At 36.5% G+C, this 19,984-nt stretch carries 18 protein-coding genes; 15 read left to right on the forward strand and 3 right to left on the reverse strand.

Translation table 11 applies throughout. From position 1 onward, the window contains the following. The first annotated feature begins 6 nt into the window (after positions 1 to 6). Both gltX and AAGU22_RS05025 read left to right on the forward strand, forming a co-directional pair. On the forward strand, positions 7 to 1,851 hold the full coding sequence (gene gltX / locus AAGU22_RS05020; protein ID WP_458721132.1) for a glutamate--tRNA ligase: 1,845 nt from the start codon (positions 7 to 9) through the stop codon (positions 1,849 to 1,851). 9 nt (positions 1,852 to 1,860) lie between these two features. Continuing rightward, positions 1,861 to 2,730: a fumarylacetoacetate hydrolase family protein gene (locus AAGU22_RS05025; RefSeq protein ID WP_458721133.1), complete on the forward strand. Its 870-nt coding sequence runs from the start codon at positions 1,861 to 1,863 to the stop codon at positions 2,728 to 2,730. Positions 2,731 to 2,810: 80 nt separating this feature from the next. Here the strand turns inward: AAGU22_RS05025 and AAGU22_RS05030 are convergent, their stop codons facing one another. Next, entirely contained in the window at positions 2,811 to 3,104 is a 294-nt protein-coding gene (locus AAGU22_RS05030) for a hypothetical protein (protein WP_458721134.1), read from the reverse strand. A gap of 312 nt (positions 3,105 to 3,416) precedes the next feature. Here AAGU22_RS05030 and AAGU22_RS05035 point away from each other — a divergent pair, with 312 nt between their 5' ends. The 12 genes from AAGU22_RS05035 (at position 3,417) to AAGU22_RS05090 (ending at position 15,445) form a co-directional block, all read left to right on the forward strand. Beyond that, a complete protein-coding gene (locus AAGU22_RS05035) occupies positions 3,417 to 4,613 on the forward strand; it encodes an NAD(P)/FAD-dependent oxidoreductase (RefSeq protein WP_458721135.1) in 1,197 nt (398 codons plus the stop codon). Positions 4,614 to 4,673: 60 nt separating this feature from the next. After that, complete coding sequence (locus AAGU22_RS05040) at positions 4,674 to 5,048, forward strand: NADH-quinone oxidoreductase subunit A (protein WP_458721744.1); 375 nt, start codon at positions 4,674 to 4,676, stop codon at positions 5,046 to 5,048. Positions 5,049 to 5,109: 61 nt separating this feature from the next. After that, a complete protein-coding gene (locus AAGU22_RS05045) occupies positions 5,110 to 5,625 on the forward strand; it encodes an NADH-quinone oxidoreductase subunit B (protein WP_458721136.1) in 516 nt (171 codons plus the stop codon). Beyond that, positions 5,625 to 6,155 (forward strand): NADH-quinone oxidoreductase subunit C, encoded by a 531-nt coding sequence (locus AAGU22_RS05050; RefSeq protein WP_458721137.1) that lies wholly within the window; start codon positions 5,625 to 5,627, stop codon positions 6,153 to 6,155. Before AAGU22_RS05045 ends, AAGU22_RS05050 begins: the two co-directional genes overlap by 1 nt. An 88-nt stretch (positions 6,156 to 6,243) precedes the next feature. After that, complete coding sequence (locus AAGU22_RS05055; RefSeq protein ID WP_458721745.1) at positions 6,244 to 7,323, forward strand: NADH-quinone oxidoreductase subunit D; 1,080 nt, start codon at positions 6,244 to 6,246, stop codon at positions 7,321 to 7,323. After that, a complete protein-coding gene (locus AAGU22_RS05060) occupies positions 7,323 to 8,624 on the forward strand; it encodes a complex I subunit 1/NuoH family protein (protein WP_458721138.1) in 1,302 nt (433 codons plus the stop codon). The genes AAGU22_RS05055 and AAGU22_RS05060 overlap by 1 nt, the downstream gene beginning before the upstream one ends. Beyond that, the gene (locus AAGU22_RS05065; protein ID WP_458721139.1) at positions 8,621 to 9,121 is read left to right on the forward strand and encodes a 4Fe-4S binding protein; all 501 of its coding nucleotides are present in this window, start codon (positions 8,621 to 8,623) and stop codon (positions 9,119 to 9,121) included. Before AAGU22_RS05060 ends, AAGU22_RS05065 begins: the two co-directional genes overlap by 4 nt. Further along, positions 9,111 to 9,632: an NADH-quinone oxidoreductase subunit J family protein gene (locus tag AAGU22_RS05070; protein WP_458721140.1), complete on the forward strand. Its 522-nt coding sequence runs from the start codon at positions 9,111 to 9,113 to the stop codon at positions 9,630 to 9,632. Before AAGU22_RS05065 ends, AAGU22_RS05070 begins: the two co-directional genes overlap by 11 nt. Then, positions 9,616 to 9,918 (forward strand): NADH-quinone oxidoreductase subunit NuoK, encoded by a 303-nt coding sequence (gene nuoK / locus AAGU22_RS05075; RefSeq protein ID WP_458721746.1) that lies wholly within the window; start codon positions 9,616 to 9,618, stop codon positions 9,916 to 9,918. The genes AAGU22_RS05070 and nuoK overlap by 17 nt, the downstream gene beginning before the upstream one ends. 97 nt (positions 9,919 to 10,015) lie before the next feature. Beyond that, the gene (locus AAGU22_RS05080; protein WP_458721141.1) at positions 10,016 to 11,803 is read left to right on the forward strand and encodes a complex I subunit 4 family protein; all 1,788 of its coding nucleotides are present in this window, start codon (positions 10,016 to 10,018) and stop codon (positions 11,801 to 11,803) included. A 64-nt stretch (positions 11,804 to 11,867) separates the two neighbouring features. Further along, complete coding sequence (locus AAGU22_RS05085; protein WP_458721747.1) at positions 11,868 to 13,928, forward strand: NADH-quinone oxidoreductase subunit 5 family protein; 2,061 nt, start codon at positions 11,868 to 11,870, stop codon at positions 13,926 to 13,928. A gap of 17 nt (positions 13,929 to 13,945) precedes the next feature. Then, positions 13,946 to 15,445: an NADH-quinone oxidoreductase subunit N gene (locus tag AAGU22_RS05090; RefSeq protein WP_458721142.1), complete on the forward strand. Its 1,500-nt coding sequence runs from the start codon at positions 13,946 to 13,948 to the stop codon at positions 15,443 to 15,445. A gap of 289 nt (positions 15,446 to 15,734) precedes the next feature. Here AAGU22_RS05090 and AAGU22_RS05095 read toward each other — a convergent pair whose 3' ends face one another. After that, positions 15,735 to 16,328 carry a uracil-DNA glycosylase gene (locus AAGU22_RS05095; RefSeq protein ID WP_458721143.1) on the reverse strand — a complete coding sequence of 198 codons (594 nt, stop codon included), beginning with the start codon at positions 16,326 to 16,328 and terminating at the stop codon, positions 15,735 to 15,737. 40 nt (positions 16,329 to 16,368) lie between these two features. After that, positions 16,369 to 16,734 (reverse strand): hypothetical protein, encoded by a 366-nt coding sequence (locus AAGU22_RS05100; RefSeq protein ID WP_458721144.1) that lies wholly within the window; start codon positions 16,732 to 16,734, stop codon positions 16,369 to 16,371. Positions 16,735 to 17,707: 973 nt separating this feature from the next. Here AAGU22_RS05100 and AAGU22_RS05105 point away from each other — a divergent pair. After that, positions 17,708 to 18,643 carry a transcription initiation factor IIB gene (locus tag AAGU22_RS05105; protein ID WP_458721145.1) on the forward strand — a complete coding sequence of 312 codons (936 nt, stop codon included), beginning with the start codon at positions 17,708 to 17,710 and terminating at the stop codon, positions 18,641 to 18,643. Positions 18,644 to 19,984 lie beyond the last annotated feature (1,341 nt).

Genomic DNA, 19,984 nt, shown 5'->3' on the forward strand with positions numbered 1-19,984 from the left:
TTTTAAATGATTGCCGATCAGAAATTTGTCAATACTGTTAAGTTGATAGCATTGAAGAATGCTCTGGAGTTTAACAACACAATAAAAATTGACGTTGTTATTTCAAAGACTTTTTCAATTTCTAAGGACATGGGAGCGAATATTGATATAAAAGAATTGATTCCAGAAATTAAAGAAATTACTAGTGAATTAAGAGATCTTTCAGTTCATGAAAAAAAGACACTTTATGACTCTATTATCTTGGAAAATAATCATTATTTAAAACATGTCAAAAGTGAAATGGGGGCAACCGATAATATCCAAAAGGATTCAGAAAATAAAAAGGCCAAAACCTCAACTGGAAAGGATATCGAATTTGAACTCCCAAATCTAGAAGGGGCAATTCAAGGTAAAGTAGTAACAAGATTTCCTCCCGAACCCAATGGCTATCCTCATATCGGTCATGCTAAAGCTGCGGTAATTGACGAAGAATATGCTAGGAAATATGACGGGAAGTTGATCTTGCGATACGATGATACTAATCCTCAAAAAGAAAAAATTGAATATTACAGTGCTATAAAAGATGGTCTTGACTGGCTTCAAGTAAGACCAGATGAGATCAAGAATACTTCTGATGATATTGTTAAAATTTATGATTATGGGAAGGAGTTAATCCGGAGAAATTTTGCTTACGTTTGTTCTTGTTCACCAGAAGTCATAAAGAGTAACCGGCTAAATGCGATTGCGTGTGAATGTACTAATAAATCGATTGAAAATAACTCGTCTGAATTTGAAAGTATGATCGCAGGAAATTATGACAAGAATCAAGCAATCCTGAGGTACAGGGGTAATATGGCCAGTCTTAACACGGCAATGCGGGATCCAACCCTTTTTAGGGTCATAAAAGGTGGTCAACACCCTAAGGTTGGATCAAAATATTCATTATGGCCTACTTATGATTTTGCTGCACCTATAGAGGATAGCCTCGACGGCGTCACTCATGCCTTTAGGACAAAAGAATACGAATTACGAAATGAACTGTATTTTTCCATCTTAGATAATTTGTCTTTAGCAAAACCAAAACTGATTGAATTCTCTAGATTGGAATTTGAAGGAATTCCAGTTTCTAAGAGGAAAATTACGCCCTTGATTGAAAAGGGAATAATAAAGAATTGGGATGATCCCAGATTGCCTACCCTCTTGGGATTGAGAAGACGTGGAATCCTTCCTGAAGCTATAAGGAAATTTGTTCTTTCCCTCAGTATTACACTATCAGAAACAAAACCCTCAATGGAAATATTGGAATCATTTAATAGGAAATTGCTGGACTCCAAAGCACAAAGACTCTTTTTTGTCAAGTGTCCAGTCAGAGTGAAAATAGACACGCTTGATATCGATACAGTTGAGATAAGAAATCATCCTACTCTTGACATGGGGAAGAGGAAGGTGCGGGTAGGAAATATAATTTATATATCTAACGATGATGCAATTAAACTAAAAATCGGAGATACATTAAGATTAATGGATTTATGCAATATAGAAATTTTGTCAATTGAAAAAAATCTCAGCAAGGATGATAACGGCGGAAATGAGCCTAATATTGTTATTAATGCAAAAAATAAGGGAAATGTAATTTCTCATAATATGCCAAAGGTTCAGTGGGTATCAAAGTCCGACTCTCAAAATTATAGGATTTTAAGGCCATTACCTCTTTACGAAGGAGACAAATACAATGAAAATAATTTAATAGTGGATTGTGGATTAGCTGAATCCTATATATCAAAACTTGACATTGGAACTGTGATTCAATTTGTTAGATATGGATTCTGTAAGATTGATGACAACTCTACTGCAATATTTACACATAGGTGATATTAAAAAATGAAAATAGCAAGGATTAGATTGAAAAATTCAGTAGAATCATATGGAATTGTCTCTGAAGACGGGAAGAAAATAATTACTAAGGAACAAATACAGGAAAAGACTGGAGTTCCTATCCCACCTCGAATCAAGGAATTCTTGTTTGGTGGTTGGCTGGCAGAAGTAAATTCTGTTGGAGCTAAACTTACTTACGATTTACCAATAAATGAAGTTGATTTGTTGGCTCCACTTCCCAATCCGCCTAAAATTATTTGTTTAGCTTTTAATTACTATGATCATGCTCGGGATGCAGGATTAACACCTTCTGAAGAACCTGTAATATTCCTAAAACCAAGAACGGCGTTAAATTCACCTTATGGAAATGTCATCTCCCCCTCTTATGTAAAGAGGCTAGATTATGAAGCCGAAATAGCCGTCATTATCGGAAGACAAGTCAAAAAAATTTCTGAAAAAGATTCATTAGATGCCGTATTTGGTTACATGATATTCCATGATGTTTCTGCGCGAGATATCCAGTTTAGAGATAAGCAGTTCACACGAGGTAAAAGTATTGATACATTTGCTCCATGCGGCCCTTGGATAACGACTAAGGATGAGATTCAAGATCCTCAAAAACTACGCATTACAACCAAAGTAAATGGCGAATTAAGACAAAATTCGTCAAGTAGCAACATGGTAATTCCGATTAGAAAAATAATATCTTCTTTGAGTGATCTCATCACAATCGAACCAGGAGATATCATATCTACTGGTACTCCTGCGGGAGTAGCTATGTCAATGAAAGAGCCCAGGTATTTGAAACATGATGATATAGTAGAGATTTCTGTTGAGGGATTGGGAACGATCCGAAATCGGATCCTGTTTAGTTAATTAGAATATATTAAAAATCTAACCCGAAATATGATATTTGTCGTAATCCTGTGATTATTTCTATCCTATAGTTTTAGATTCTAAGGTTTTTCGTACAACGCCTTTTTTAACTCATTCTCTAATAGTAAACAATATTGTTTGTAAGTTTCTACCAATTGTTCCCTGATATTAGCTAACTGCATTGACTGGTTGAGAGTCTGTACGCAACTCTCAAGTGATCTCTCAGAGGCGAATAGTTCCATATTTAATTTAAAATTCTTTACCAGTTCTCTCTGTTCATCACTGATTTCTTCAATTGATTTAATAATTGACTCGATATTTTCATTTAATTTCCTCGTCTCCCTGCCGTCATCCACATTGAGGTGTTTTCGCAAAAATATCAAGCTAAACACTGGTTGTGCGCATATTTAATTATTTATTTGTTAAGAAGTTTAATGATGCAATTTACCATAAATCTATGACATGTTTAATTCACTAGTCTGCATGTGACATTGTAACTAATATCGGCACAGAAATTCAATTGGTATTATGTATATTCTCGTCTCTTAATCGGCATTGCTGTAGAGTCGCAAGGTATAAGTATGTAAAACATTGCATCCTAAACTCAACAGGAGGGTTTCCATATGTTTACAACATATAACAAAGAAATATGTATAATACCCTTTGGCGATTAAATAATTTAGTTATTGAAATTTGATATAGCCATTGTAGGAGGAGGACCAGCGGGATTATCTGCTGCATATTCTGCATCCAAACAGGGTGCAAAGGTAATCCTTTTTGAAAAGGATCCATCGTTTGGTCATAATATTAGGACCAGCGGCGTTACCTGGATCAAAGAAATTGAAAAATTCGATATTACGGAGGAATATTATAATCCAATCAGAAATTATTCCTTCGTCTCTCCGACTAATCAAATTAAGATTTCTGGGACACTTAATTCTGCATGTGTCCTTGATGTCAGGAAGACCTATCAATATTTAGCATCTAGCGCAGCTTCTGAAGGTAGCACTTTGATGGTTAAAAGCCAAGTCATTGATGTTAAAAAAAATTCACAAGGACATTCAAGCATTTTGAAAGTAAATTCTCCTAATGGACCATTGGATGTTGAGGCAACTTTAGTAATAGATGCATCTGGCTTTACAAGTTTTGTATCCAGGAAATTAGGATATGTTGGATCGTGGGGGCGATATGGCATAGGTGCGGAATATGAGTGTTATTGTGATGATGTGGACAAAGAAACTTTGTGCCTTATGGTTGGGCAGATTTATTCTGACGCCGGCTATGCATGGGTTTTTCCTCTGTCCAAAAATCGCATTAGAATCGGAGTGGGTATCGGGAAGCCAAATTCAGACACCGACCCATTATTCAAATTAAACCAAATCCTCAAAAGTCGTTTGCCTCCACTGAATACATTTGGGAAAATTCAACCTTTGGAGCTTCATTACGGTATGATTCCAAATGAAGGATTGCGTACAAATAGCGTCTTTGATGGCTTGATCATGGTTGGAGATGCTGTGGGTCAGGCAAATCCCCTGGTTCTAGAAGGGATAAGATACGCCATAGAGTTTGGACGTTTGGCTGGGATGGTAGGAGCTGAATCATTGCAATACAATTCATCCAGAGATTCTCTAAGGCCCTACGAAGTTGCAAACAAGGATCTCCTTGAAAAAAAAATAAAGTCCGCTTTAAAGGTTCAGTCAAGATGGCTTGGTTTATCTGATTCAGAATGGGACAAAGAAATTGAAATAATAAAAGAATTATCAATAGATGAATTTTTAGATTTCATAAAGTCAGATTTTACTTATACTAAAATGGCTAAATTAGCCCTTAATCATCCCAAAATGATAGTTAAGCAATTGTTTAATCTCGTATTAAACAAATAGTTTTTTTATGAGCATCAAATAAGAAGATATAAATATCTTATATTGTCAGCCACTTTTAATTTGGCAGGAGAAACCGCTACACAATTTCTTCCAATATTATATTTATTTGGATTTGGGATTTTAGTTGGGGTACCCGCAATAATCATGTCGAGGTTGTTTATGACAAGAAGAAGGTATAATCCAGTAAAATTCCTTCCAATGGAATGTGGTCAAGTACCTTCAGGCGAAGGACGATCTCATTTTATGATGCAGTATTATTCTTATATCCTAATGTTTGTCGTCTTTGATGTAATGTCAATTTTTCTGTATGCTTGGGGTGTTACCTTTTTTTCCATCCCTAAAGAAGCAACTTTGCCTATGATAGGATTTTTGGGTATTATGTTTGCTGCAATGGGGTATGCATTATTCTTGGCAGGGAGAAAAGGAATCTGGTAATCATGTTGAACCCAATAGATATTAATAACTTGAATTGTAATTATCTATCAAGTGTAGAGGTATGATAAAGGATCTCGTTAACCCTACCCATTTTAATGTTTTAGTGTCAAAGCTAGGCGATGTTTTGGTCAAAGCTTTCGATGAACCCTTAGGCTACGCAATTAACTGGGGCCGTGTTTGGTCACTATGGCCCGTTCACTTGGAAACTGCTTGTTGTAGTGTAGAATTTGGTGCTGTTTCAAGTCCGCGCTATGACGCTGAACGGTTTGGAATATTGGAAGCTTTTGGTTCATTAAGACAGTGCGATTTGATAGTAGTACAAGGAACAGTAACCAGGAAAATGGCACCTAGGCTCAGGATGGTTTATGATCAAATGCCTGAGCCAAAATATGTTATTGCTATGGGAGCCTGTGCAATAACGGGGGGACTGTATCTAGATTCATACAATGTTTTGCCTGGGATAGATAGCATTGTGCCCGTAGATGTTTATGTCCCAGGCTGTCCTCCTAGACCTGAAACTTTAATTCAAGGTACAATGTTGTTGCAAGAAAAAATTAAAAGGTCGAAAATAAAATAATGGAAAAAGACAATACTCAAAATAATCAAACGAACTTGATGGAAGTAAAAGAAGAAAAGAGTAATTTACTATCTAATAGACTCATTAATTCTATTACTACTAATTTTGGAGATCAAGTTAAACTCGTATATAAAAAGGAAAACCGATCCAAGATAATGGTGAGCCCTGAAAATATTGTAGAAACGGCTCTATATTTAAGAAATAATCATGGATTTGATCATGCTGAATCAGCTTCAGGGACTGACTATCCCGCTGATAATCAAATTGAAATTAATTATCATTTGGGTTCTTATAGTAATACAGATTACTATCCTTACATTGTAGTGCTATCAACGAGAGTCGATCGAACCGATCCCAAGTCGAATAGCTTGATAAATATATTTCCAAGTGTAGAATACCATGAACGGGAAACATATGAAATGCTGGGAGTATTTTTTTTGGGACATCCACGTAATGAACGCTTTATATTGCCTGAAGATTGGGCGGATATGCCACCTCTCAGAAAGGATTTCCGCATAAAGGGAAGATGATAATGAAATGAGCAGTCTGGAAGAAAAAATCGATGAGGCAAAGAAATTATCACTTCAAATAACAAAGGAAACTGAAGATGATAAGTTAATGACTTTAAGTGTTGGTCCACAGCATCCAGGGTCCGGCCATTTTAGATTTACCATTAAAGTAGATGGAGACTATATTGTATTTGTAGATCCTGACCCCGGCTATGTTCATAGGGGGCATGAAAAAATGTGCGAATATAGAAATCACTTTCAAAACATACCCCATTTAGAGCGCCCCGTGATTCATGATTCTTGTAACATTACATATTCATACAGTTTGGCTGTGGAGGATCTTGTGGGCATCACAGTTCCTAGAAGGGGTCAATTTATTAGAGCACTTGCATCGGAGCTTAGTAGACTTTCTTACACATTGTATTGGCTAGCAATATATGGAATATTCTTGGGACATTCAACAATGTTTATGTGGCCTGCAGGAGATAGAGAATTACTTATCGATTTATTAGAGCGATTGAGTGGGGCAAGAGTAACTAATGCCTTCAATATTCCAGGTGGAGTCAGAAATGATATCCCATACAATTTTAAAGAAAAATGTTTGGCCCAAGTCAATTATTTTGAAACACGGCTAAAAGAATATGATGATATTTTTTATAACAATCCTTTGCTAAGACAAAGAACTGAGGGTGTTGGAATATTAACCAAAGAAGATGCGATTAAACTAGGGGTAACAGGATCTGTTCTACGGGCATCGGGAGTACCATTTGATGTCAGGAAAGTGGAGCCATATGACGTTTATGATGAAATCGATTTTAATGTTCAATACATGAAAACATGCGATTCTTTTGCAAGAGCATATGTTCCTGTACTGGATATGCGTGAGTCATGTCACATAATCAGACAATTATTAGATAAGATGCCAGAGTCAGGAGACGTAAGAGAAAAATTGCAATTTAATATTAAAAGCTCCCCTGGAGAAACATACAAGAGGGTGGAATCAGGACGAGGTGCGTTGGGATATCATGTAGTGAGTGATGGGAGTCCAAGGCCATATAGGGTAAAGGCATCGGTAGGTTCATTTAGGAATTTGCTTGCTTTACCTTTCTTGTTAACTGGATCGAAATTAGGTGATATGCCTGCAGTATATTGGTCTCTAAATTATTGGCCGGTGGAGGCTGACAGATAGTGGGTTCGCTGAACCCCAATTTTAGATTCGGGAATTTCGCAGCTAGTATTGTCTGGCTCTTATTTGTAGTGCTAGCATTAGTTACCGTACTCATTCTTCCGATAATCTTTGTTACGTTATTTTATGTTCCATTGCCCGTAGTTGAAGGAGAAGTTTTGACCCCGTATCTTTTCTTTTCAATGATAATTGATCCGTCTAGGACACTACCTATCCTTCAATTTTTCATGCATACCGACCTCTTTAGAGCAGCAGTTTTTCCTGGGTTTGTATTTGCGGCTCTGATAGCAGCAGTTACAATATTTGTCGAACGTAAATTGCTAGCTAAAATGCAATTGCGTGTAGGACCACTTTACGCTGGTAAAGTTGAAGGTATTTTCCAATTATTAGCGGATGGGCTAAAACTTCTTACAAAGGAGATTATAGTACCTTCAGGAGCTGATAAGCCCATATTCTGGTTGGCCCCAATAATGTTTGTGGCTACTGCCGCGGCGGTAGTGGCGTTAATTCCGGTAGCCCCAGGTTGGGTAGTTGCTGATGTTGACGTAGGGTTAATAGCTGCCTTTGCAATACTTGGGTTCTTCCCATTAATCGCGTTGTTATTTTCATGGGCAAGTAACAGCAAATATCCATTCATAGGCGGATTAAGGGCCCTCCACCAGATGATCGCCTTTGAGATACCGTTTTTCTTATCCGCCTTACCGGTTGTTCTTTTATCATCATCTCTTAATCTCACGGAGATTGCCCGGTCACAATATATGATCTGGAATATTTTTTTACTTCCGATTAACGCTTTTGTATTTTTCATATCTTCTTTGGCTGAATTAGAAAGGATCCCATTCGATCTGCCCGAAGCCGAAAGTGAAATAGTTGCAGGCTGGTTAACTGAGACTACTGGAATGATTTATGGATTAATACAGCTAGGTAGCTATTTGAAACTATACGCTCTTGCAGGATTGTTTGTAACCCTCTTTTTAGGTGGATGGTATGGACCACAAATATTTCCTCCCGAATTAATTCCTGGGGCTCATGAATCTAATTTGCCGTTGCTACAAATGTTAGCCTTAGATGGGGTATACAATGCGATTACGGTAAACGGCGTATTCTGGTTTTTGGTGAAAACAATTGTGGTCATCTTTTTGATGTTGATAATTAGAGGTATCAATCCGAGAATTAGAATTGATATTTTACTTCATACAGGATGGTACAAGCTAATAGTTTTAACATTCATAAATCTGTTCGTCGTATTGATGTTGATTTACGGTGGAATTATTGGACCGGAGGGAGTGATTTCGATAAGATGAACACTGCAACAGGATTCATAAAAGCTCTAGAGTCTGGAACTAAGCACCTAGTTTTAAAAAGATTTACATTCCGTTATCCAGAGGAAAAGCTGAAATTTGTGGGCGATGGATACCAATTTGACCCCAAAAAAGGTGTCGGAATTGCTGGGACTAGAGGTAGACATATTTTATTTCATGACAAATGTACCGGATGTCAGCTTTGTGCTATAGCTTGTGAGGGAATAGCAGAGGCAATCACTATGGTGAAAGTTGATGAGCAGTGGAAGCAAAATAAAAAATCTATAATGCCTCAAATAGATTATGGAAAGTGTGTTTTTTGTGGCTTGTGCGTCGATGCTTGTCCCTTTTATGCCTTGTACATGACAAATGACTATGAGTTGTCTTCTTTCACCAAATCTGCTTTAATATACACACCAGCCCAGTTGGCTGTAAAACCAAAATATGACGGTGAGGTCGAAATAAAAATAGGCTCACGAGGTGCATATCATGGTAGATAGTGTTTTTGTAGGTTTATCTGTTATCACCATTGGATCAGCTATATTGTCTCTTGAGAGCCGGGAATTATTGTACGGGGGAATAGCTTTGGCAGTTTCTATGCTTGGGATAGCAGGCTACTTTATTATTTTGGATGCTCCTTTTGTTGCAATGTTTCAAATAGCTGTATACGTAGGTGCTGTTGCAGTTCTTATTATATTCACAGTGATGCTAGTACGGGCTCCGAATACAGTTACAAAAAAAGAAACGCGGAAAAGAAAGATTGCAGGTATTTTGCTAGGATTAGCATTTCTTGTTTTAGCAGGATCCATATTAGGTAATTCTGCTGCAACCCAACTGAAATTTAATGACACGGTTCCAATATTTGATGTACAGGCAATAGGGAAAGAATTATTAACATACTATTCACCGGTATTGTTAGTATTGGCATTAACACTGGCTGCAGCGGTAATAGGTGCCCTGGCCTTGGCACGCAGAGAGGATATTGAGGAAAGAAATGAACCAACCAACTGATTTTTTATATATAGCTATAATCCTCATTTCCATTGGAATTTATGGACTAGTTGTAAAAAGAAATGCACTACGATTAATATTCTCAATCGAGTTAATTGCAAATGCTGTAAATCTTGTACTCATTGCCTTTTCAAGGATGCTACCTAGTCCTCAAGGCCAAGTGTTTGTGCTTTTCTCGATAGCAATTTCTGCTGCGGAGGTTGCTGTAGGCTTAGGAATCATAATTATAGCCTATAGGTTCTACAAAGATATAGATATTACTGAATATAAGAACCTAAAGAATTAATTTTATTCAAAAAGTATTTTTTTTAAAAATTCAACCGTATAATATATAAAAGGAGTTAATGTCGTTGTGGTAGGGGTATTCGGAGCAAGAGATGTAGATGGTGGATTCTTCCTATTATCTTATGGTGGCAACATTTATGCCCTTGATATTATCTCCGGTAGTGTATTTTTTGGGAAAACGAAAGGGAATAAACATTACAACGTGGTTGACTTTTGGAATTTTAGCTATCTCCACTGCGCTAGTGATTATTCCATCTATAGGCCTAGGTTCTGGAGGATCATATCAAGAAGTCTTTGATTGGAGTCAATTGGGTCATTTCGGGTTAAAATTAGATGGTTTGAGCATTCCTTTTGCTATTACGATTTATCTGCTATCAACTATTGTGGTTATTTATTCAAAACCCTATATGGTAAGAAAAATTCTTCTTCAGTATGAACAGGTTAAGAGTTTCTCTAATTTGCAAATGAATGATGCTGAAAGTGAGTTGTATTCTAATAAGGACGGAAAATCTTTATCCTCTTTAATTTTATCGACCGATCAAAAGTCCTACTTAAATAGTCAACTAGGCCTTTATTATTCTCTTTATCTTGTTTTCGCGATGGGTATGCTTGGTACAGTTTTGGCAACCAATTTGTTCGAATTTTATGTATTTTTTGAACTGATGTTGGTTCCATCATTCTTTTTAATTGCCTTTTTTGGATACGGAAACAAGAAAAGAACATCATTAATGTTCTTTTTCTGGGCTCACGTCGGTGCAGTTATCCTGCTGTTGGGTTTAATGGCGATGGGTTTTCTGACTGGTGGGTTTGATTATGATATAGTTAGGGCAAATGCGTCCCAAATTCCACAAGCATGGATTACTGTAATTGTGGCAGCGCTGATTATTGGATTTGGTGTTAAACTAGCTGCTTTCCTTGTCCACGTTTGGTTACCAGATACTTATACAGATGCTCCCACTCCTATTTCTGTACTGATATCCTCAGCAATGACGGGAATAGGTGCGTATGGTCTGATAAGAATTTGGATTGAACTGTTGTCGGGCCCTGGAAACTATACCGATTATAGTATTTACATAAGCATCTGGGGGGTTGCAACAATGATATATGGAGGTGCCATGGCTTTAATGCAAAAAGATATCAAAAGAGTTTTGGCCTACTCTAGCATAAGTTCGATGGGGTATCTGCTTTTTGGTATAGGATCAGAAAGTGTCCTAGGTATTAGTGGTGCAATCTTTATGTATGTCACCCATGCTTTAGGTAAAGGACTATTGTTTATGATGGCAGGTTCCATTATCTTACAAACAGGAACAAGAAGCATGAATAAATTAGGTGGATTGGGTGGGAAAATGCCATATACTGCTGTATTCGCAATGATTGGTGGATTAACAATCATTGGTGTACCAATAACAAGCGGTTTTATGTCTGAATGGGTCCTCTTTAATGGCGCGTTACAAAATGCTGTAGTTAGCGAGAGTGCTCTTAAGGCTGTCTTATTTGCATTGGCTATAACGACTACTATACTGACATCTGCTTATATATTGTGGATGTACAAAAGAATCTTCTATGGGATTACCCCAGAAACATTAAAAAATGTACGTGATTCGAGTAAGTATGTTTTAGTAACCATGGGGATTTTAGCTTCATTAACATTGATACTGGGATTATATCCTGATTTATTTTATAAACCGATTATAGGATATGTTGAAAATCTTTATAATAATTCAGACGAGCTGATACCCGTAAAGATCACGCCTGGAACAGCACAATTAGATGAAAAACCAATTAACAATACAAAGGTTAGTAATGTTGCTTTTCCAGGTGGAACTGAATTCCAGAGGACATATCTGATATCTGAAAATTATGTGGATCATCGCATTACTTTATAGGTGAATAAATGTGGTTGAAGTTTTAGGTTTTGAAGGAATAGGGGTAAATGCATGGTTAATTTGGATGACTCCATTTATTGGAGCTGCCTTTATTCCAATTTTAAGAAAAAAAAGTGAAAAATTCAAAAGTTATGTTGCTGTTGCATTTTCAATTATTAGTGCCTTATTGGCTTTGAGTATCCTGCCTCTAGGGTTGACAAATGGAGAGATACATAGTCAAATCCCATGGTTTTCTGCCTTAGATATAGACGCAGGTGTTTTGGCTGATCCACTTGCCATAATCATGAGTAATTTAGTAGCTTGGATTTCGGTAGCTATCTTTGTGTATTCTATTTCCTACATGCATGGACAAAGATCGCTGATAAGGTATTGGTTCTTTATGCTGTTCTTCATAGGATCAATGCAACTTATTGTATTATCCGACAATTTATTGATGGTATTTTTCGGTTGGGAAGGAGTGGGACTTGCGTCTTATGCCCTGATAGGATTCTGGTACACCGATAGAAAGAAAGATTATGTTGGCAAAGAAGGGCATACAGCTTGGGGCATACCTCAGTGGACATCGCCTACACACGCTGGGATAAAGGCATTCTTACTTAACAGGGCCGGGGATGTCATGATGCTGTCTGGCATGTTTATGATCTTTATGTATTCTGGTACCTTTGGCTTTAGGGAATTATTGGCCGACCAAACCTGGGCTCATGTGATGATGCAACAAAATCTATTGGTACCCGCGGCCGTTTTAATATTTGGAGGGGCTATAGGTAAATCAGCTCAGTTTCCGCTGAATGAATGGTTATTGGAGGCAATGACAGGACCTACATCCGTTTCAGCTCTTATCCATGCCGCAACAATGGTAAAAGCAGGAGTGTTCCTTGTTGCTAGAATAGGTCCTCTATTTTTCGCCTTGTCTGTATTTAATATGAATCAGTTTTTTGAAATTGTTACATGGGTTGGAGCGATAACTGCTCTGTTGTTAGCCACTCAAGCAATAGTTAATCCTGAAATAAAAAAAGTCTTGGCTTATTCCACAGGTTCGCAGATTGGCTATATGATGATGGCTTTGGGAATTGCAGGTCTTTCTACAAACTTTGTTGACGGATATACTGCAGGGTTTTTTCACCTGATTAGCCATGCACTGTTTAAAGCTTCGTTATTTATGGCCGCCGGTGCGATACTACATACTGTACATTCTCGATTTATGAACGATATGGGTGGGCTAAAAAAGAATATGCGAAAAACTTACATATTCTTCCTGCTAGCAAGCCTGTCGCTAGCGAGTGCCCCATTGATAACACTTGGATTCTGGAGTAAAGATGCAATCTTTGCTTCTATCCTTGAATCTAACTATGAGTTCTCTTCTTATGTCTTTTTGATTGCTGTCACCGTAGCCATTATGACCGCGTTCTATACATTCAGGATGGTGGGCCTAGTATTTTTTGGAAAACCGAGCCAAAATGTAGTCAATATTGAAAATAAAGGACATCGTATACGTGAAGTCGATAAAATCATGTGGCTTCCATTCGCCGCATTGGCAATAGCATCTATTGCCTTTGGTGTTGTGGGCTTTGCTTTTGAGGGTCAACTGCATCATATATTTGCAACATATCTTGACACTTATTTTGGAATCACTGAGAACGGAGTGGTACCATTAGGAGGATCTGAAGCCATACAAAGCTCACCCGAATTAACCGGATCCGATGCAACTACTACCGGAGGGTCTGAACAGGATGCATTGGAACTCAATCCATTTGCGGTTGTTTCATCAGTAGCTGCGTTTGGAATAGGAGGATTTCTTGGCTATTTGTTTTACATCAAGAGAATTGCGGACCCAAAGAAGATCAGCGACAACGTTGTTTCCAAGGCGTTATGGAAGTTCCTATACAACCGATGGTATCTTAATTCACTTCTTTATTGGATAGGCGTTGTATTACCATTGGCAGCTTACAGACGAATTTACAAGTATTTTGAAAACATCTTAATGTATGGAATTAATCCTTCAGTACAACAATCAATGGTATTGATGTCAAGAGTCGCAAAAGCAGTACAAACAGGTAACGTACAGACTTATCTTTATGTATTTTCAGCTGGTATAATTCTAATTACCATGCTATTATTGAGTTAAGGAGAGAATGAGAAACTATGATTGATATATTTTCGACCCCTGCTTTAGTAACCATCATCCTAGGGAGCGTAGCTTTGTTAATTCCAATAATAGATGCCTTGAATAAGGAGCGAGGATCTAAGAATAAAGTTTATAGCGCCATAGCCTTTGGGGCCCTAACTTTAGCCCTTATTGTTGTGATATATCGGATATTTTCTGGAGAAAATCTTCCCGCATTATCATTAGCAAATACTGGAGTCATAGGAGACGATATTTTTGGTGCATTCTTCTCTATAGCATTTCTTATAGTATCCATTATGGTAACCGTTTCTTCATGGAGTTACATGAAGAAAAAAAGCAATCATGCTGCATACTATTCTTTGATATTATTATCAAGCATTGGAATGATCCTCATAGGTTATTCAACTGATTTCGTAATGCTGCTAGTTGCTTGGGAACTAATGTCTATCCCTACATATGCGTTAGCTGCTTTTAATAAAAAAGATCCCATATCAAACGAGGCTTCAATCAAATACTTTTTGTTTGGAGCTCTATCGTCGGCAATCATCGTTTTGGCAATGGGAATTGTGTATGGATTAACTGGTACTACAAATATTTACGATTCAATTGTGGCAATGTCGCATTTGAATCCAGATTTGATCCCATTTGGCTTGCTGGCAGTGGGGCTTTTTATCGCTGGCTTTGGATTCAAAATGGGTCTGGTTCCATTCCACATGTGGTTGCCTGATACCTACTCCGGAGCTCCAACTACGATTGCTGCGCTGCTTGCAGCTGGAACGAAAAAAGCCGGATTTGCAGCTGCCATTAGGGTGATAGTTATTGGTATGATCGCCCTTAACGTGCACTGGACATTTACTCTTGCAATAATAGCCATTTTTACTATGACACTAGGGAATTTAGGAGCACTGACACAGAAAAGTATTCCGAGAATCCTTGCTTATTCAAGCATTGCGCAGGCTGGGTATATCTTGATCGGACTTGCAGTTGCTCCATATTCTGACTATGGGTTAGATGCCTCGTTGTTGCAAATATTGAATCATGCAGTAATGAAATCTGCTGCCTTTATTGCTGTTGCGGGTGTAATTATAACCATAGCCGGCTATACACTCGAAAAGTATAAGGGATTGGGATTTAGAATGCCTATCACAGCGTTTGTGTTCGCCATCTCGTTACTTGCACTTGCTGGAGTCCCTCCCCTAAGCGGTTTTTGGGGTAAGTATTTGATATTTGGAGCTGCTATAGATAGTGGTCAAGTAATATGGTGGGGACCTTATCTTGCAATAGCCGGTATTCTAAACAGTGCATTATCTTTGGGTTATTACGCTTGGATTATAAGGAAAATGTACATGGAAGAGGGCGAAAATAGGGTAAGACAGAAGGAACCAAAATCGATAGTTGCTGTATTGCTATTTGCATTGGGTTTTATGATAATATTTGGTATTTGGTACGGACCATTGCTAGACCTAGCGTCAATGGCTGTGCCCAATGACTTGATTCATTTGATAAGTGCGAAATAGCGTATCTGTTTTTCAGTCCCTTTCCTTATCCATCCTAATCTTTCCTCTGCTGTAGTTCCTCGCTGTGTTCCTCAATCATATCTTATTTCTAGATCCAGTTCTAGATCCTATTATGTTACCTTCTTTGAAACTGTTGATTTAGGTAATACTTCTTGGATAACTCGGATAATCAAACGCTTAATCTAAAAAATGTTCAAAAATGATCAATGGACTATTACTACTAAATTCTTGTTACTATAAGTAGAAAAATTACTTTAGAATCTGCAGTCCAATTTTCTTTTTTTCTCAGCTAGGCTGGAAAAAATTTATCCATCATCTCATCCTGAGCATTCACTATTTTTGCGAGTTTTTGGATATCTTCAAAGAAAATTTGTTTTAATTTGTTATTGTATATAGTAGCTGCTGGATGATAAGTTATAAAATATTTCAATGGTGGGCGATTAACTATTTGCCCACGATATGGTGTCATATATTTTAGTCCAACTAATGACTTTAAAGCCGTTGCGCCCAAAATACAAATGATTTTAGGTGAAATAATATCGATCTCTTTTTTGAGATATTCACTGGTGCATATTCTAATTTCTTCGTCAGTTGGAACCCTATTATCAGGTGGCCTGCATTTGACCACATTTGTAATGTAAATCTCTTTTCTTTCTATTCGTGCGTCGATTAGCGCTTGATCCAATATTTTACCAGCGCTTCCCACAAAGGGACTACCAGTCTCATCTTCGTTTTTTCCTGGGGCCTCGCCTATCAATATTATTTTTCTATTTATACCCCCACTACCTGGTACAGCATTCTTCCTGGTTATTGATAGTCCGCACAGGACACATTGAATAACTTCTTTCTTTATTGATTCTAATGATTCATTTTGAGGACTCAAGTTGGGTACAAAACTAAACTAAGGAAGAATTACTTGAAAATCAATACTTTGATTCAGTTACCGATTCTGATGATAATCCTCCAGTGGCATTTTGTGCATCTTCTGCAGGGGACGAGGAATTAATTATCAAATTTGCAGGACTCGATGTGGAGTTTGTAATTGCAGAAACTACCGATTCTGATGATAATCCTCCAGTGGCATTTTGTGCATCTTCTGCAGGGGACGAGGAATTAATTATCAAATTTGCAGGACTCGATGTTGAGTTTGTAATTGCAGAAACTACCGATTCTGATGATAATCCTCCAGTGGCATTACTTATGCTGGTATTATTAGATTGAGCAAACACGGTCGGAAGTCCAATCATTAATATTGGCAAAACAAGAATAACCAAATTAGAACTTTTCATATCACTTTCTATACTTTTGTAATATAAAATAATTTCGTTAGATTCTTATACAGACCTAACAAGGTCCATTATTACTATAATCATCAGGGCGAAATCAATTATCTTGGATTTGACAAAAATAATTTGATAGTATTGATAATTTCAACTCTAGACCTACACCAGTAGGTTGGTTCTTTAACTATAATAAACATGATAATGACAGAAACTTAATGCCTTTATTGATTGGTATCTAAAATGGGATTCACTAGTAATGTAAATCGATGAGTATAGTATCGAATCCATTTAGTTATATTGATGAGAACACTCTCTCAGCAACATCCCAGAAAAAGTAAATGTTTGAGAGAATCAACAACTTTGATTAAACTGAGTTCTCACATCCATTTTTTTTCAAACATCAGGGTTGCTGGTCTGATTTCATATACTTTCTTGTATTCTATTTGTTCCGTATACTTCTTATTCATGCTCTTAAAAAAAGTCGGTTATTTTATTACCGATGCATAATTAATCAATCTTGTCTTATCAATATCTGTCTTTTGGCCTATAAAACTTGAAGTATCTTCTTATCCAATACAATTTCTTGTATCAATTTTGTATTTTAAATAGAACTGCCCTGTTTCTAATCAAGTTTAATATTATCCAAATTCAATTTAACAAGATAAAACGTACATATTTGGATATCAATGCTGTCTGGGGAGATCAAAAAACAACTATAAAGGGCAATTTCCGTAAGAAAAATAGTATAGACATCTATTTCCTATCTAGAAATGCTTCAATATCAATAATTCTTGTCATGATTTATTATGTCATATTTTTAGTCTTTGACGACCAATAATATCAATATTTTGTATCATAGTATTTAAAACTTGTATATTCCTATTCCTTATTTCGAAAACTTAATGATTATTTCATTAGAAACGATAAAATGAAGGATTAGCATTATAATAAGAACTAAAATGTGGTGGAAAAAAACAAAATGGCTCAAAAATTAATTAATTCGTATTCATCAGTATTATGTCCTTTATGTAATAAGCATTCTAATATAATTACCGATCAGAATTCTGGTGAATTGATTTGTACTACTTGTGGGAGTGTTATAATTGATAATGCTGAGGCTGCTAGGTCTGAATGGACATCTTCAAATATTCAGGAATTAGATTTCAGGGATAGAACCGGTGCGCCAACTTCTCTGGCCAAGTACGATCGTGGACTTTCTACAGTTATAGGCAAGATAGATAAGGATGCATCTGGTCGTCAAATTGACCTGGCAATGAAAAGTAGAATAGGTAGGTGGAGAACTTGGGACGCCAGATCACAAACAAATGATTCTTCAAAGAGAAATCTTCAATCTGCGTTTATTCAGTTATACACGATGAAAGATGTACTGGGCTTGCCCGAACCAGCAATTGAAAAGATCGCATATCTGTACAGGAAAATACAGGACCGGAAATTGATAAAGGGAAGAACAATAAAAGGGGCTTTGGCTGTTGCTTCTTATATTGCATGTAGAGAATTAGGAATACCAAGAACGTTAAAGGAAATTGCAAAAATTACTAATCTAAAAGAAAAGGAAATAGCGAGAATATACAGAAAGGTAATGTTTGAACTAGACCTCAAAGTCCCTCAAGTCGATGCATTAAAAGAAATAATAAAGATAGGAAATATTTGCGGAATTTCAGAAAGATCAAAAAGACGTGCTATAAAAATGATGATGACTGTTACGAAAACAGAGATTTCTGCTGGGAAAAATCCAATGGGATTGGCTGGCGCTGTTCTTTACCTGTCATGTAAGGAATATGATGAGGAAATTACCCAAAACAAGATTGCAGAGGTTGCGGGTGTAACTGAAGTCACTTTAAGGCATGATTTAGATATAATATTGAATTTGACTAAAACCCTGTCAAGTAATTAAAACGAATATCTAAACCACGTATCATCTTTTTTTGCAAATATAGAAATATTGTAGTAAGTACTACGAAAATTAATATTCCTACCAATTGTATCAAGTTAAGTAACATAATTTTTTTATTAAGATAGTACAAATTATTTTTTTGAATAAGCCTACCAATTTACCATAGATAATTATCTTACTTGTTTAAGCAAAATGATAATTAGAAACTGTACAATTTCTAAGAAAAGAAGTTGCATGTAATGATTTACTATTGCTTTGATTTTGTAACCAAAATCTCAAATTCAAATCAATATTCTTTAGCGGTGTTATTTATTCTCAAAAGATAGGGGAGCTATTATCAGCCAATTCCGTGTTTGGCCTTTCTCCCCTACCACAATAATGAACCGGTGAACGGAATAGAAACCCGACTCATCCTTTTGTATATTAACATGTTCAACATTTTATTTAAGCTATATGTATTTTTTTTCAACTATGGTATGCTACACGTTCCTATGGAGATATGTTCTAGATCGAAATCCACTTCTTATCAACCTCTCCCTGATTTTGATTAAGATATAGTTACTACTGAAGATAATTGTTTTCCAATAGATTGATCATTATTCGAACTTTGTTGAGATTAATTATCAGAGCGATAGATTGAGAAATAAAAATGCACATTATTCAAACACTACTTTTGAATAATAAATCTGAGCATGGATTTTGACTCTTTGAATAGTAAGCATCCTCAAAAAAATATTGGATGATTTTATTCAATATTATAACAATAACCAAGGCACGAGAAACAATGTACCCAAAGACAAGTTGATTTTGAATTAATATCACTTTCGTTATGTAACAAAGACGTTCTGCGTTTGCACTGCTCGAGCATAAAACTCCAAGCTGAGTATGATGATCTTTAAACGAATCTATTCTTAATTTGCCAATAAATTAAGACACCTTGTATCTGTCTTTAAAGGCCCTATTTTCAGGTAGTCCATTGACCAATTCTTTCGCACTTAGGACATTGTCTTCTATTGATAAATTGCTCTACGGTTTCGTTGATGTCTGGCTCAATAATAATTTGTTCTCCACAATAACATTTCATGATTTCAAGCATATACATAGCCAAACTTCCTATGTATTATAGTTTATTTCAAATATCGCTATAGACAACAATGGCAGGGGTTATTCTAAGACTAGGAAAATGATCCAACTGCACGACCCTGATATTAAGAGGGCATCCTATTTTGAAGAAGATACTTTTACAATCACAATTTGACAAATCATGAAAACTCTGATGCTATTCTTGTAAAAAATTTTGCCATTTAAGACTTGACAGGTGTTTTGCATGCTCTTTGTTTA

The sequence above is a fragment of the Candidatus Nitrosocosmicus sp. R genome (assembly GCF_054408505.1).

Bases quoted from the DNA above. Each gene is read 5' to 3' on its own strand.
- gltX (WP_458721132.1), top strand. From the start codon at position 7: ATGATTGCCGATCAGAAATTTGTCAATACTGTTAAGTTGATAGCATTG.
- AAGU22_RS05025 (WP_458721133.1), top strand. From the start codon at position 1,861: ATGAAAATAGCAAGGATTAGATTGAAAAATTCAGTAGAATCATATGGA.
- AAGU22_RS05045 (WP_458721136.1), top strand. From the start codon at position 5,110: ATGATAAAGGATCTCGTTAACCCTACCCATTTTAATGTTTTAGTGTCA.
- AAGU22_RS05050 (WP_458721137.1), top strand. From the start codon at position 5,625: ATGGAAAAAGACAATACTCAAAATAATCAAACGAACTTGATGGAAGTA.
- AAGU22_RS05055 (WP_458721745.1), top strand. From the start codon at position 6,244: ATGACTTTAAGTGTTGGTCCACAGCATCCAGGGTCCGGCCATTTTAGA.
- AAGU22_RS05065 (WP_458721139.1), top strand. From the start codon at position 8,621: ATGAACACTGCAACAGGATTCATAAAAGCTCTAGAGTCTGGAACTAAG.
- AAGU22_RS05070 (WP_458721140.1), top strand. From the start codon at position 9,111: ATGGTAGATAGTGTTTTTGTAGGTTTATCTGTTATCACCATTGGATCA.
- nuoK (WP_458721746.1), top strand. From the start codon at position 9,616: ATGAACCAACCAACTGATTTTTTATATATAGCTATAATCCTCATTTCC.
- AAGU22_RS05080 (WP_458721141.1), top strand. From the start codon at position 10,016: ATGGTGGATTCTTCCTATTATCTTATGGTGGCAACATTTATGCCCTTG.
- AAGU22_RS05085 (WP_458721747.1), top strand. From the start codon at position 11,868: ATGACTCCATTTATTGGAGCTGCCTTTATTCCAATTTTAAGAAAAAAA.
- AAGU22_RS05090 (WP_458721142.1), top strand. From the start codon at position 13,946: ATGATTGATATATTTTCGACCCCTGCTTTAGTAACCATCATCCTAGGG.
- AAGU22_RS05100 (WP_458721144.1), bottom strand. From the start codon at position 16,734: ATGAAAAGTTCTAATTTGGTTATTCTTGTTTTGCCAATATTAATGATT.
- AAGU22_RS05105 (WP_458721145.1), top strand. From the start codon at position 17,708: ATGGCTCAAAAATTAATTAATTCGTATTCATCAGTATTATGTCCTTTA.